8 protein-coding genes are annotated in these 12,996 nt (G+C 64.2%); all 8 read left to right on the top strand.

Features of this window, described 5'->3' with window-relative positions:
- Window positions 1-95 precede the first annotated feature (95 nt).
- Window positions 96-1,538, top strand: coding sequence for an amidohydrolase family protein (locus JQ629_RS13020; protein WP_212413016.1), 1,443 nt, complete (start codon window positions 96-98; stop codon window positions 1,536-1,538).
- A 140-nt stretch (window positions 1,539-1,678) separates the two neighbouring features.
- A complete protein-coding gene (locus JQ629_RS13025) occupies window positions 1,679-4,123 on the top strand; it encodes a CaiB/BaiF CoA transferase family protein (RefSeq protein WP_212413017.1) in 2,445 nt (814 codons plus the stop codon).
- Window positions 4,123-5,202, top strand: a complete 1,080-nt coding sequence (locus JQ629_RS13030) for an ABC transporter ATP-binding protein (protein WP_212413018.1) — start codon at window positions 4,123-4,125, stop codon at window positions 5,200-5,202. Before JQ629_RS13025 ends, JQ629_RS13030 begins: the two co-directional genes overlap by 1 nt.
- Window positions 5,199-6,194: an ABC transporter ATP-binding protein gene (locus JQ629_RS13035; RefSeq protein ID WP_212413019.1), complete on the top strand. Its 996-nt coding sequence runs from the start codon at window positions 5,199-5,201 to the stop codon at window positions 6,192-6,194. Before JQ629_RS13030 ends, JQ629_RS13035 begins: the two co-directional genes overlap by 4 nt.
- A gap of 24 nt (window positions 6,195-6,218) precedes the next feature.
- Complete coding sequence (locus tag JQ629_RS13040) at window positions 6,219-7,766, top strand: ABC transporter substrate-binding protein (RefSeq protein WP_212413020.1); 1,548 nt, start codon at window positions 6,219-6,221, stop codon at window positions 7,764-7,766.
- 4 nt (window positions 7,767-7,770) lie between these two features.
- Entirely contained in the window at window positions 7,771-8,727 is a 957-nt protein-coding gene (locus JQ629_RS13045; RefSeq protein WP_212413021.1) for an ABC transporter permease, read from the top strand.
- Window positions 8,724-9,608: an ABC transporter permease gene (locus JQ629_RS13050; RefSeq protein WP_212265117.1), complete on the top strand. Its 885-nt coding sequence runs from the start codon at window positions 8,724-8,726 to the stop codon at window positions 9,606-9,608. Before JQ629_RS13045 ends, JQ629_RS13050 begins: the two co-directional genes overlap by 4 nt.
- A gap of 19 nt (window positions 9,609-9,627) precedes the next feature.
- A complete protein-coding gene (locus tag JQ629_RS13055) occupies window positions 9,628-12,945 on the top strand; it encodes a carboxyl transferase domain-containing protein (RefSeq protein ID WP_212413022.1) in 3,318 nt (1,105 codons plus the stop codon).
- Window positions 12,946-12,996 lie beyond the last annotated feature (51 nt).

Consider the following 12,996-nt stretch of genomic DNA (forward strand, 5'->3'; position numbering starts at 1 on the left):
TCCGGGGCGATGCGAAGCATCGAACCCGGAATCTCGAGATTCCGGGTCTGGTCCTTCGGACCATCCCGGAATGACAATCCGGAGAGTGCGCTGTCATGCCCATGGAAATCGCCGGACACAGCCTGTTCTCCGGCCCTGATCGCGGCCTGCTCGAAAACGCCGTGCTGCGGCACGACGGTGGTTTGATCACCTCCATTGATGAGGGAATGCCGCCCGCGACTGGCCCGCGTTCCCTTATCCTTCCCGCCTTCGTCAATGCCCACGACCATGCGCGGCCGACCGCGTCGTCCTTTGGCGCGATCGGGATGCCGCTGGAAAGCTGGATCCTGCGATCCGCGCTCGGCACACCCGTTGATCCCTATCTCACCGCAGCCTCCGCACTCGCGCGTTCGGCGCGGGCAGGGTGCGCGTCGATGATGGTGCATTACACGCGGCCGAGCGGAACCATGCCGCTGGTCGACGAAGCCAAGGCGATCGCACGGGCGGCCTCCGATGTCGGCATCCGCATTGCGTTCGCCCTTGCGGTGCGCGACCAGAATCCGATCGTCTATGGCGATAGTGAGCCAGTACTGTCGGAGTTACCCAGCGACGATCACAAGACGATCGAGGAATTGTTCGTCCGTGCGCCGATGTCGCCCAAGGCTTATATCGAGCTGACCGATGCGATCGCCGCGGCAATTGCAAGTCCCAAGGTCGACGTGCAGTTGGGTCCTGCGGGCATGCAGTGGTGTTCAAAGCCGCTGCTGGAGGCGGTCGCCCAAAATTCGGCGCTGACCGGCCGCCGGATCCACATGCACCTGTTGGAAACGATCTATCAACGCGCCTGGGCGGATGAGCATTTCCCTGACGGTATCGTTCCCTACCTTCGCGACATCGGCTTCCTGTCGGATCGGCTGACGCTGGCGCATTGCATTCATGCGCGGCAGGATGAAATCGAGATGATCGCCGCGTCCGGAGCGCGCATCGTCACCAATTTCAGTTCCAATATGCATTTGCGCTCGGGCCTCGCGCCGATCGCCGCCGCGCACGCTTGCGGCTGTGCCATTGCGGTCGGCGTAGATGGCCTGGCGCTGGATGAGGACGACGACGTGCTGCGCGAGATGCGGCTGGTGCAGATGTTCCACGGCGGTCTCGGCTTCAAGCGAACCTGGACAGCAGCGGATTTTTTCGGCCTTGCCGTCGCCAACGGCCGCAAGGCGACCGGCGCGCCGGGTACGGGCGCGTTGACGCCCGGCGCACCGGCAGACTTCGTAACGATCGATCTCGACCGGCTCGATCGCGACCAGATCATGCCGGTCGATCCTATTGAACTGCTGTTCGCGAGAGGCAACGCGTCGCTGTTGCGCGAGGTGGTTGTCGATGGACGCACGATCGTCAGCGAGGGCCGTTGCACCGGCGTCGATCTTCCCGCGGTCGAGAAGGAGTTGCGCGCCATCTACCGGGTCAATGCCGGCAAATTCGGAAATTTCCTGCGCGCATGGCCGCCGCTTTCGGCTTCGCTTCAAAACTGGTTCGAAGCGCAACTGGATTGCAGTTAAGCACTTCGCATCGTTCGCCAATTCCGTATCACGGAAGAAAATTCCGCTTGCATCGACAGGCGGGCAAGGTTTCATGGTCAGCAACAAAAAACTGAACCGGCGCGCGCATGACGCTGGTCGTTTGGCCATGAGGAAGCGTGATGGGCGCGTTGTCGCATCTGCGGATTGTCGAGATTGGGAGCGCGGCGGCGACAAGCTATTGCGCGCGCCTGTTCGCCGATTTCGGCGCGACCGTGCAGAAGATCGAACCGCCCGCGGGTGATCCGCTTCGCCGCACCGCGCCGTTGACGCCGAAAGGTCACAGCGCCTGGTTTGCGTTTCTTAACTTCAACAAGTCGAGCGTGGCGCTAGATTCCAGCAACGCCGCCGCTTCATCGCGCCTGACCGAATTGATCGCGGCGTGCGACATTCTGCTCGATGGCCGCGACATCGATGCGGCGGATTGTCCGGCCTTCGATCTCGCGGTTATCAAGCAGCGCAATCCCGGCCTCATTCATCTCGACGTAAGCTGGTTCGGCCGCGAGGGGCCGTATGCAGATTTCGAAGCGACGGACTCGACGATACGTGCGCTGACCGGACTGGTAAAGCTGGTCGGGCCGGTTGAGGGGCCGCCGATGCACGCGCCGGATTTCCAGACCGGCATCTTCGCCGGCCTCTGGGGTTTTATCGCGGCGGCTTCTTCGGTCCTGGGCCAGATGCAGGACGGGCGGGGACGGTCGAACTCCCTGAGCATCTTCGAATCCAGCATCGCGGTGACCGAATACATCATGTTCGAGTCGTTCGTGCGCGGCGACATCATGCGGCGCATCGGCGTCAACCGCTTCTGGCCGACGTTCCCGGTCGGCATCTATGAGACGAAGCAAGGCTGGCTCGGCGTCACCACGGTCACCCCCGCGCAATGGCGTGCCTTCGGCGACATGTTGGGGTTGCCCGAACTGCGCGACGACCCGGCGCTGTTCATGGGCGTCGATCGCCTGGAGCATATCGAATTGATCGAGGGCAAGATCATTCCGAAACTGAAACAGCGCACCGCGCAGGAATGGTTTGCCGAGGGCATGCAGCGCAAAATACCGATCGTGCCGGTGCCCGATGTCGGCGTCCTCATCGCAGACGAGGAGAAGAAGGCGCGTGGCGCGATCGTGCCGGTTATGATCGGCGACGAAACCGGCTTTACGGCGGGCTCGATGCAACGCTTGACCGGAACACCGCCACGTCGCGGCGGCGCGGTTCCTGATATCGGCGAGCAAATGCTCGGCTGCGCGCATGTCAGCGAGGCCGCGAAACGGGTGCCGGTGCCTGCAGAGCAGGGATCAGATCGCCTGCCGCTGGAAGGCATCCGCGTGATCGATTTCTCGATGGGCTGGGCCGGCCCGATCTGCACGCGCACGCTGGCCGATCTCGGCGCCGACGTCATCAAGATCGAGGCAACGCAATATCCGGATTGGTGGCGCGGGGTGGACCGGCGGCCGGCCTATGTTCTCGAACAGATGTACGAGAAATCGGTGCGCTACTGCATCATGAACCGCAACAAGCGCGGGATCACGCTCGACCTCACTCGCCAGCAAGGCCTTAATCTCGCAAAACGACTGTTGGCCGATGCCGACGTCGTCGTCGACAATTACTCCGTCGAGGTGTTGCCGAAGCTCGGGCTCGGCTATGAGGTGCTGAGCAAGCTCAATCCGAAGCTCGTCATGATGTCGATGTCGGCGTTCGGCGCCGGCAGCGTGCACCGCGATTGCCGCGCCTATGGCTCGACACTCGAACAGGGCTCGGGCCTGCCGAGCGTGGTTGGCGATGCCGGTGGCCCGCCTGTCATGAGCCACACCGCGTTCGGCGATGCAGTCGGTGGCTTGAACGGTTGCGCCGCGGTGCTGACCGCACTCATTCACGCGAAACTCACCGGCAAGGGCCAGTTCATCGATCTCGCGCAGATCGAATGCATGATGCCGTTTGCGGCGCCGTGGATAACAGCGCATTCCATCGACGGCAAGGAGCCGAAAAAATACGGCAACCGCCATCCGGATTTCGTGCCGCATGGCTGCTTCCCCTGCGCCGGCGTCGACAACTGGATCGTGGTCGCGGTTTCCAGCGATGCGATGTGGCCAAGGCTTGCGAAGCTGCTCGGCCGCGCCGATTGGGCCACCGATGCCTGGCTGAAGACGGCGGTGGGACGGCGCGCCATCGAGCGAGAGATCGAGGCCGCTATCACGGCCTGGACGTCAGCGCGCGACCCGGAGGCGGCGATGAAGGCGCTGCAGGCGGCGGGCGTTGCGTCAGGCGTCGCGCGGTTGCCGATCGAGCTGTTGCAGGATCCGCAGCTGCACGCGCGGGGCTTTATCCAGGAGGTTGATCGCGCCTTTATCGGAAAGCACCCCCAGCCTTCGATGCCGTTCCGTGAGGGCGCAAAGCCGTTTCCGATCCGAAGCGCGCCGCCGACGCTCGGCGAACACAATCAAGAAATTCTCGACGGGCTGCTCGGACTTTCCGATGCCGAGATCGATCAGCTGGCCCGCGAGGGCATCATCGGAACCGAGATGCTGATGGAGGAACAGCTCGTGAAAGAGAAGAAGCGGGCGGCGGGCTGATGGCAGCGGCCCAGCCGGCACAGCGCGGATCGGAAGTGGTTGCGGGCGGCCCGCAAGCGCTGATGTCGGTGCGCGGCCTCGGCATCCGTTTCAAGACCTCGCACGGCGTCTGGCAGGCGACCCGCAAGATCGATTTCGACATCGGCCCCGGCGAGCGCGTCGGCATTGTCGGCGAAAGCGGCTGCGGCAAGACCATCACCGGCCTGTCGATCCTGCGGTTGTTGCCGAACAACCTTGCCGGGCTCGATGGATCGATCCACTTCGATGGCACCGATCTGGCGTCCTGCAGTACGCGGGAGATGCGGGCGATCCGCGGCCGTCGCATCGCGATGATCTTTCAGGAGCCGATGAGCGCGCTGGATCCGGTGTTTACGGTCGGCCATCAGATCGCCGAGACGCTGCGGGTGCATACCGGCGTCAGCAAGGAAGAGGCGAGGGAACGGACGCTCGAGATGCTGCGCCGGGTCGGCATTGCCTCGCCTGAGCGGCGCATCGACGATTATCCGCACCAGCTCTCGGGCGGCATGCGCCAGCGCGTGATGATTGCAGCAAGCCTGATCTGTGGCCCGCAACTGTTGATCGCGGACGAGCCGACCACGGCACTCGACGTCACCGTGCAGGCCCAGATTCTGGAGTTGCTGCGCGACCTCAGCGAGACTTCCAATACGGCGCTGATGCTGATCACGCACGATCTCGGCGTCGTCGCGGAAACCTGCACGCGCATGATTACGATGTATGCGGGCGAGGTGATCGAGGACGCCGCGGTGGATGACGCGCTGGTGCGGCCGCTGCATCCCTATACGTCGGGCCTGTTGCGCTCGTTGCCGCATCTGAGCCCGCGGCACGGCAAGCTGCCGTCGATCCCGGGCCGGGTGCCGTCGATCATGGACATGCCCAATGGCTGCCGTTTCAAGGCGCGCTGCGCGCATGCGGTCGCCGGTTGCGAGAAGGAGCAGGCGCTGCTCGATGCCGGCAACGGCCGCAAGGTTCGATGCTGGCGCTTTCGCGAACTCGATCTGCCCGGTGCCCTTCAGCACGCGGCGACGGCACCGATCGCAGCGATGGTGGCCAGCCCATGACGCCGCAAACCGCCAATAATGCCATCGTCTCGGTGCGCGATCTCCAGGTCGGCTTTCAAACCACCGATCGCCGCGCCATTGTGAAGGCGGTCGACGGCGTCAGTTTTGACGTTCGTCGCGGCGAGACCTTTGGCATCATCGGCGAATCCGGATCGGGCAAGACCACGATCGGCCGTGCGCTGGTGTTCCTGCTCAAACCCAGCGGCGGCGCGATCCTGCACAATGGCGTCGATCCGCTGGCGATGCCGCGGCAGCAGTTCCAAAGCCATCGCCGCGACTACCAGATTATCTTCCAGGACCCGAATGCCGCGCTGAACCCACGCATGACGATACTATCGTCGGTGCTGGAGCCGCTCGAACTGGCGCGCGCAGGATCGAAGGCCGAGCGGCTGCAGCGGGCGCATGAGGCGATGGACCGGGTCGGTCTGCCGCAGGACCTCGGCGAGCGCTATCCGCACCAGCTGTCCGGCGGCCAGAAGCAGCGCGTGGTGATTGCCCGGGCGCTCACGCTGCGCCCCAAACTGATCGTCTGTGACGAGGTGGTAGCCGCGCTCGACATGTCGATCCGCGGCGACGTGCTCAATCTGTTCGCCGAACTGCAGCGCGACCTTGGGCTTACATACGTCTTCATCACCCACGATCTCGCCGTGGTGTCCCATATCAGCGAGCGGATCGCGGTGATGTATCTGGGACGTTTCGTCGAGCTAGGCCCGACCGAAAAGGTCTCGGAACGGCCGCTGCACCCCTATAGCCAGGCGCTGCTGTCGGCCGAGCCACGGCCGTTGCCGTCGACCATGCGCGGTAACAATCGCATCGTCCTGCAGGGCGAAATCCCGAGCCCGATCGATCCGCCGTCGGGATGCCGCTTTCGCACCCGCTGCCAGTATGCGCAAGCCGTCTGCGCCGAAAGGACGCCGGACTGGCGCGAGCTGATGCCCGATCACTGGGTCGCCTGCCATTTCGCCGACCGCCCGAATTTTTCACCGAACTAACAAAAAACCGCCGGAGGAATTGCCATGACACAGACGACGCGACGCGAGGTAATGGCGCTGATATCGGGCGCGCTGGCTGGTGCAACCCTCGGCGGCCACGCATTTGCGCAAGGAACACCGAAGCGCGGCGGGATCCTGCGCATCTCGGCGCCTGCCAATCCGTCGAGCCTTGACCCGGCAACCGGCGGCGCCGGTTCGGACCATGCCTTCCTGTTCACGATGTACGACACGCTGACCGAATGGGATTTCGAGACGCTCAAGCCCAAGCCCGGCCTAGCCGAGAGCTGGAGCTTTTCGGACCCGACGACGCTGGTGCTCAACATCCGCTCCGGTGTGACCTTCCACGATGGCACGCCGCTCGATGCCGAGGCCGTCAAGTTCAACCTGGAGCGCAACAAGAGCGATCCGAAATCCAACATCAAGGCTGATCTTGCCGCGATGGAATCGGCTGCGGTGACCGGTCCGTTGCAGGTCACGTTGAAGCTGAGCACACCCGACGCTGCATTGCCCGGCATTCTCTCCGACCGCGCCGGCATGATGGTGTCGCCGACCGCGGTCAAGGCCAGTGCGGCCGGCAATGTCGCGCGCACGCCGGTCGGCGCCGGCGCCTATACCTTCGTTAGCTGGGCGGACGGCGAGAAGATCGTCATCAAGCGCAACGAGAAATACTGGAAGCCGAACCGTCCTTACCCTGACGGTATCGAGTTCTCGATCATTCCGGAATTGACGACCGGCTCACGCTCGGTCACCGCCGGCCAGAACGATTTGATGTACCAGCTGCCGCCGCGGCAGAAGGCGATCGTGGAGCGCGCCAGCAATATCAAGATCTTCAACGGGCCGACGCTGTACGTGTTCCAGATTTTCCTGAACTGGGCAAAACCGCCCTTCGACAACATCAAGGTGCGTCAGGCCTTCAATTTTGCGATCGACCGCGAAACCTTCGTCAAGGCGGCACTCGCAAGCCTTGCCGAGCCGGCCTACATGAACCTGCCGAAGGCGCATTGGGCCTACGACAAGTCCGTCGCCGGGCTTTATCCTCACGATCCCGACAAGGCGAAGAAGCTGCTCGCCGAGGCCGGCTTCAAGGGCGGCTTGCCGATCGAGCTGGTCGGCTATCCCGATCAGGATTCGGTGCAGCGCCAGGAAATCCTGATCGAGCAGTTCCGAAAAGCAGGCATGAATGTGCGCTTCTTGAACGCGCCGATCGCGGAAGCCTCTGCCGCGTTCTTCGGCGCCGAGAAGCGCGGCTCCGGCATTCTCGCGGCCTGGACCGGGCGGCCCGATCCCAGCCTGACCTATTCGCTGATGTTCACCAAGGACGCCTATTATAATGGCGGCCGGGGCGCGGTGCCGCCGGAGCTCGAAGCTGCGATCAAGGAGTCGCGCGCCTCCGAAGACATCGAGCTGCGCCGCAAGGCGTTTGCGACCGTGCAGCGGCTGGTGATGGAAAACGCCTTCGTGGCGCCGCTCGCGTTCCAGTTCGAGCTGGTTGCCATGAACAAGAAGGTGCAGGGCTACAGGCCGAACCTGCTGGGCAAGCCGAAATACGACGACGTCTGGCTGGAAAGCTGACCGAATGGCGCGACGAAGTCCGACAAGGGTCATCGGCGGGCGCCTGCTGCAGGCGCTGCCCGTGATCCTGCTTGCGACCTTCATGGTGTTTGCGCTGCTCAAACTGGTGCCCGGCGACGTCGCGGTGACGCTGGCCGGCGACAACGCCACCGACGCGCGCATTACCGAAATCCGGAAGGTCTACGGCCTCGACCGGCCGTTCCTGGTGCAGTACGGCGCGTGGCTGGCGAATGTCGTGCAAGGCGACCTTTCGCAATCACTGCTAACCGGCGAGAAGGTCGCGACCTCGATCTCGCGGGCCTTTCCCAACACGCTTCTGATTGTCGCGATCGCGCTGGTGCTGGCGCTGGTCACGGGAATTCCAATGGGGGTGATCGCGGCGATCAAGCCCGATGGCTGGGTCGACAAGACGGTCAGCATGATCGCCTCGCTCGGTGTCGCCATTCCCGGCTTTTGGCTGGCGATGATTCTGGTCGCCGAGATTTCGCTGAAGCTGAACTGGCTGCCGGCGACCGGCGCGAAATCCTTCAGCGTTTCGCCCATCGAGGCGATCCGGCATGCCCTGCTGCCGGGTATTGCGATTGCCGCCTACGGCATGGCCGAGGTGGCGCGGCAGTTGCGGGGATCGCTGCTGGAAGTGCTGTCATCGCAATATGTGCGCACCCTGCACGCCAAGGGCCTCTCGATGACGCGCATCCTCTGGCAACACGGGCTGAAGAATGTCAGCGTCAATCTGTTCACGATCATCAGCATCCTGGTCAACCGCATGCTGGCGGCGACCGTGGTGATCGAAGCGGTGTTTGCGATTCCCGGCCTCGGCAGCCTGATCGTGCGCGGCGCGATCCAGCGTGATTTTCCGATCGTGCAGGGCGTGGTCTTTACGATGGTGATCGTGGTCATTCTGGTGAACCTGATCGCGGACCTGCTGTGCGCGGCCGTTGATCCCCGGATCGAACAATGACGGATTTGGCGCTCGAAACCCCCAAGCGACTGGTCCAGCCGAGCCGGCTGCGGCGGTTTTTCCGCTGGCTGGCGGGCGATCTGCGCGCCGCGCTGGCGATCCTGGTGCTGCTGGTGCTGGTGATCGTCGCGATCGGCGCACCCTGGATCGCGCCCTATCTGCCGACCGCGCAGGATGCCAACAACATGCTGGCGGCGCCAGGGCCCGGGCATCTGCTCGGCACCGACGATCTCGGCCGCGACATCTTCAGCCGGCTGATCTACGGCGCGCCGGCAACGGTCTATGCCAGCCTGCTCGCGGTCAGCGTCGCGGTCGCGATCGGTCTCCCGGTCGGCCTGGCCGCCGGGTTCTTCGGCGGCTGGACCGACGACATCATCAGCCGGATCATCGATACGTTCCTGTCATTCCCGGCCATCGTGCTGGCGATCGCCGTCACCGGCGCGCTCGGCATCGGCCTGACCAACGGCATGATCGCGGTCGGGATCGTGATGTTCCCGGCGCTGGCGCGAATCGTCCGGGCGCGGACGCTGATCGTGCGGCAGGAGCTCTATGTCGACGCCTCCAGGTGCTTTGGCGCACCGGCCTGGCATATCCTGTGGAAACATGTGCTGCCGAACGCGCTGCAGCCTGTCATCGTCCAGGTCACGCTGCTGCTGGCGGCGGCGCTGCTGGCGGAAGCCAGCCTCAGCTTCCTCGGGCTCGGCATCCAGCCGCCAAACCCGAGCTGGGGCGCCATGCTGGCCCGGGCCTATCAGTATATGGAAATCGCGCCGGAGCAGATGTATGCCCCGGGGCTTGCCATTCTGGTGGTCTCGTTGGCATTCAATGCGCTGGGAGAGTCCTTGCGTATCGTGCTCGATCCGACCATGAAGGATCGATAATCCTTTTGCGGAAGTTGTTATGCCCTTTCAGAAGCTATTGATCGCCAACCGCGGCGAGATTGCCATTCGAATTGCGCGGGCCGCGGGCGAGACCGGCCTTGCCACCGTCGCGATCTACCCCGCTGACGACGCGCTGTCCTTGCATGTCCGCTCCGCTGACGCGGCGCATGAAATCCCGGGGCGGGGCGCGCGGGCCTATCTGGACATCGAGGCGGTCGTGGCCGCTGCCAAGGCCACCGGCTGCGATGCACTGCATCCCGGTTACGGCTTTCTAAGCGAAAACACTTTGCTGGCCCGGCGTTGCGCGGAAGAGGACATCACCTTCGTCGGCCCGTCGCCGGAGGCGCTGGATCTGTTCGGCGACAAGGCCAAGGCCAAGGCGCTGGCGAAGGAGACCGGCGTGCCCATCATCGAGGGTACCGGCGGCCCGACGACGCTCGACGAGGCCAAGGCCTTCTTTGCGTCCCTGGGCGCCGGCGCCGCCGTCATGATCAAGGCCATCGCCGGCGGCGGCGGGCGCGGCATGCGGATCGTGGACGATGCGGCAAAGCTGGAAGAAGCCTATGCGCGCTGCCAGTCCGAGGCCAAGGCGGCCTTCGGCAGCGACGGCGTCTATGTTGAGCGCCTGATCCGAAACGCCCGCCATATCGAGGTGCAGATCATCGGCGACCATCACGGCGCGATCAGCCATTTGTGGGAGCGCGAATGCACCGTCCAGCGACGGAACCAGAAGCTGATCGAGGTGGCGCCGAGCCCGTCGCTGAGCAACAGTCTGCGCACGCGCATCATTGACGCCGCCCGGGAACTCGCGGGCGCCGCAAACTACGACAATCTCGGCACCTTCGAATTCCTGGTCGATGGCGACGCCAAGGGCGATGCGCAGGCCTTCGCGTTCATCGAGGCCAATCCGCGGCTTCAGGTCGAGCACACCGTGACCGAGGAGGTGCTCGGCGTTGACTTGGTGCAGGCGCAGCTCGCCGTTGCCGGCGGCGCGACGCTGGGCTCGCTCGGCCTCGCGCAGGCCTACATCCCAAAACCGCGCGGCTACGCGATGCAGCTTCGCGTCAACATGGAGGTGATGGACGAGAACGGCGTCACCAAGCCGACCGGTGGCACGCTCTCCATGTTTGACCTGCCGGCCGGGCCCGGCGTGCGCGTCGATACGTTCGGCTATTCCGGCTACAAGACCAGCGCCGCCTTCGACTCGCTGCTCGCCAAGGTCATCGTGCGCGCGACCGGCCCGAATTGGGCCGACGTGGTGCAGAAGGCCACCCGCACGTTGCGTGAATTCCGCATCGGCGGCGTTGCCACCAATATCCCGTTCCTCGGCGCGGTGCTGGCGCATCCGGATTTCGTCGCCAACCGAATCAATACCGGCTTTATCGATACCCATGTCGCCGCGCTGGTGCATGCGGCGAACGATCTCTCGGCGCCGGAGCTGCTGGAAGCGGGCGCGGCCGTGTCCATTCCCGAGGCCCGCGAAGCCTCGGCTGGGTCAGCCGGTCCGGCCGGCTCCGTCCCGGTGCCGGCGCCGCTGCAGGGTACGATTGTCGCGATCGAGGTACGGGAAGGCGATCTCGTCCGTCCGGGTCAGCAAATTGCCGTGCTCGAATCCATGAAGATGGAGCATCTCGTGACCGCGCCGCATGGCGGCAAGGTGACCAGGATCGCTGCGGAAGCCGGCGTCACACTGATGCAGGATGAGGCCATCCTGTTTCTCGAACCGGCCGAGATTGATGCCCACGATGTGGCGGAGGAAGAGGATGTCGATCTCGATCATATCCGCCCTGACCTCGCCGAATTGATCGCGCGCCACGCCATCACGCTGGACGAAAACCGGCCGGCCTCGGTCGAGCGCCGTCGCAAGACCAACCAGCGCACGGCACGCGAAAACCTCGCGCAGCTCGTCGATGAAGGATCGTTCGTCGAATATGGCTCGCTGGCGATCGCCGCGCAGCGGCGGCGGCGCAAGGTCGACGACCTCATTCAGAACACGCCGGCTGACGGCCTGATCTCCGGCGTCGCCACCGTCAACGCCGAAAAATTCGGCGCGGAAGGCGCCCGCTGCATGGTGATCTCCTATGACTACACCGTGCTGGCGGGCACCCAGGGCCACATGAACCACAAGAAGATCGACCGCATGCTGGGGCTTGCCGAACAATGGCGGATGCCGCTGGTGTTTTACGCTGAGGGTGGCGGTGGCCGTCCCGGCGATACCGACCGGCTCGGCATGACCGGTCTCGACGGGCCGTCCTTTGTGCAATTTGCAAAACTGTCGGGACTGGTGCCTGTCATCGGCGTCGTGTCCGGCTATTGCTTCGCCGGCAACGCGGCGATGCTCGGCTGTTGCGACGTGATCATCGCGACCAAAAATGCCTCGATCGGCATGGGCGGGCCGGCGATGATCGAAGGCGGCGGGCTTGGCGTCTATCATCCGGCCGAAGTCGGCCCGGTGTCGTTCCAGTCGCCGAACGGCGTCATTGACATCCTGGTCGAAGACGAAGCGGAAGCAACCTCCGCCGCGCAAAAATATCTGTCGTACTTCCAGGGCACGGTGACGGACTGGAAGGCGCCGGACCAGCGGCTGCTGCGGCGCGCGATCCCGGAGAACCGGCTGAGGGTTTATGACATCAGGACCGTCATCGACCTTCTCGCCGACGAGGGATCAGTACTCGAAATTCGCCGCGATTTCGGCGTCGGCATGATCACGGCTTTCATCCGTATCGAGGGCAAGCCGTTCGGCTTGATCGCCAACAATCCAAAGCATCTTGGCGGCGCCATCGACGCGCCTGCCGGCGACAAGGCCGCGCGCTTCCTGCAGCTGTGCGATGCCTTCGATATTCCGATCGTGTCGCTGTGCGATACGCCGGGATTCATGGTCGGGCCAGAAGCGGAAAAGACCGCCATTGTGCGCCACGTCGCGCGGATGTTCGTGACCGGCGCCAGCCTCACGGTGCCGCTGTTTGGTGTGGTGCTGCGCAAGGGTTATGGCCTCGGCGCGCAGGCCATGATCGGCGGCGGCTTTCATGCCTCGTTCTTCACGGTGGCGTGGCCGACCGGCGAATTCGGCGGCATGGGCCTGGAAGGCTATGTCCGGCTCGGCTTCCGCAAGGAAATGGAAGCGATTGCGGACCTCGAAGAGCGCGAGAAATATTACAAGGCCAAGGTCGCCGAGCTCTATGCCAACGGCAAGGCGGTCTCGATCGCCTCGGTGCTGGAGATCGACGAGGTGATCGATCCCGCTGACACCAGGCACTGGATCATGTCGGGGCTGCGCTCGGTGCCGAAGCCGGAGCCGCGAAAGGGACGCAAGCGGCCGTGTATCGATGCGTGGTGACAAATCTCTCCACGTCGTCCCGGCCTTGAGCCGGGACCCATAACCCCGGTC

Source organism: Bradyrhizobium sp. AUGA SZCCT0222, assembly GCF_018130205.1.
Lineage (GTDB): Bacteria > Pseudomonadota > Alphaproteobacteria > Rhizobiales > Xanthobacteraceae > Bradyrhizobium.

What these genes read in the sequence shown, in the direction of transcription:
- JQ629_RS13030 (WP_212413018.1), top strand. Translation starts at nt 4,123, where the DNA reads ATGGCAGCGGCCCAGCCGGCACAGCGCGGATCGGAAGTGGTTGCGGGC.
- JQ629_RS13035 (WP_212413019.1), top strand. Translation starts at nt 5,199, where the DNA reads ATGACGCCGCAAACCGCCAATAATGCCATCGTCTCGGTGCGCGATCTC.
- JQ629_RS13020 (WP_212413016.1), top strand. Translation starts at nt 96, where the DNA reads ATGCCCATGGAAATCGCCGGACACAGCCTGTTCTCCGGCCCTGATCGC.
- JQ629_RS13050 (WP_212265117.1), top strand. Translation starts at nt 8,724, where the DNA reads ATGACGGATTTGGCGCTCGAAACCCCCAAGCGACTGGTCCAGCCGAGC.
- JQ629_RS13055 (WP_212413022.1), top strand. Translation starts at nt 9,628, where the DNA reads ATGCCCTTTCAGAAGCTATTGATCGCCAACCGCGGCGAGATTGCCATT.
- JQ629_RS13040 (WP_212413020.1), top strand. Translation starts at nt 6,219, where the DNA reads ATGACACAGACGACGCGACGCGAGGTAATGGCGCTGATATCGGGCGCG.
- JQ629_RS13025 (WP_212413017.1), top strand. Translation starts at nt 1,679, where the DNA reads ATGGGCGCGTTGTCGCATCTGCGGATTGTCGAGATTGGGAGCGCGGCG.
- JQ629_RS13045 (WP_212413021.1), top strand. Translation starts at nt 7,771, where the DNA reads ATGGCGCGACGAAGTCCGACAAGGGTCATCGGCGGGCGCCTGCTGCAG.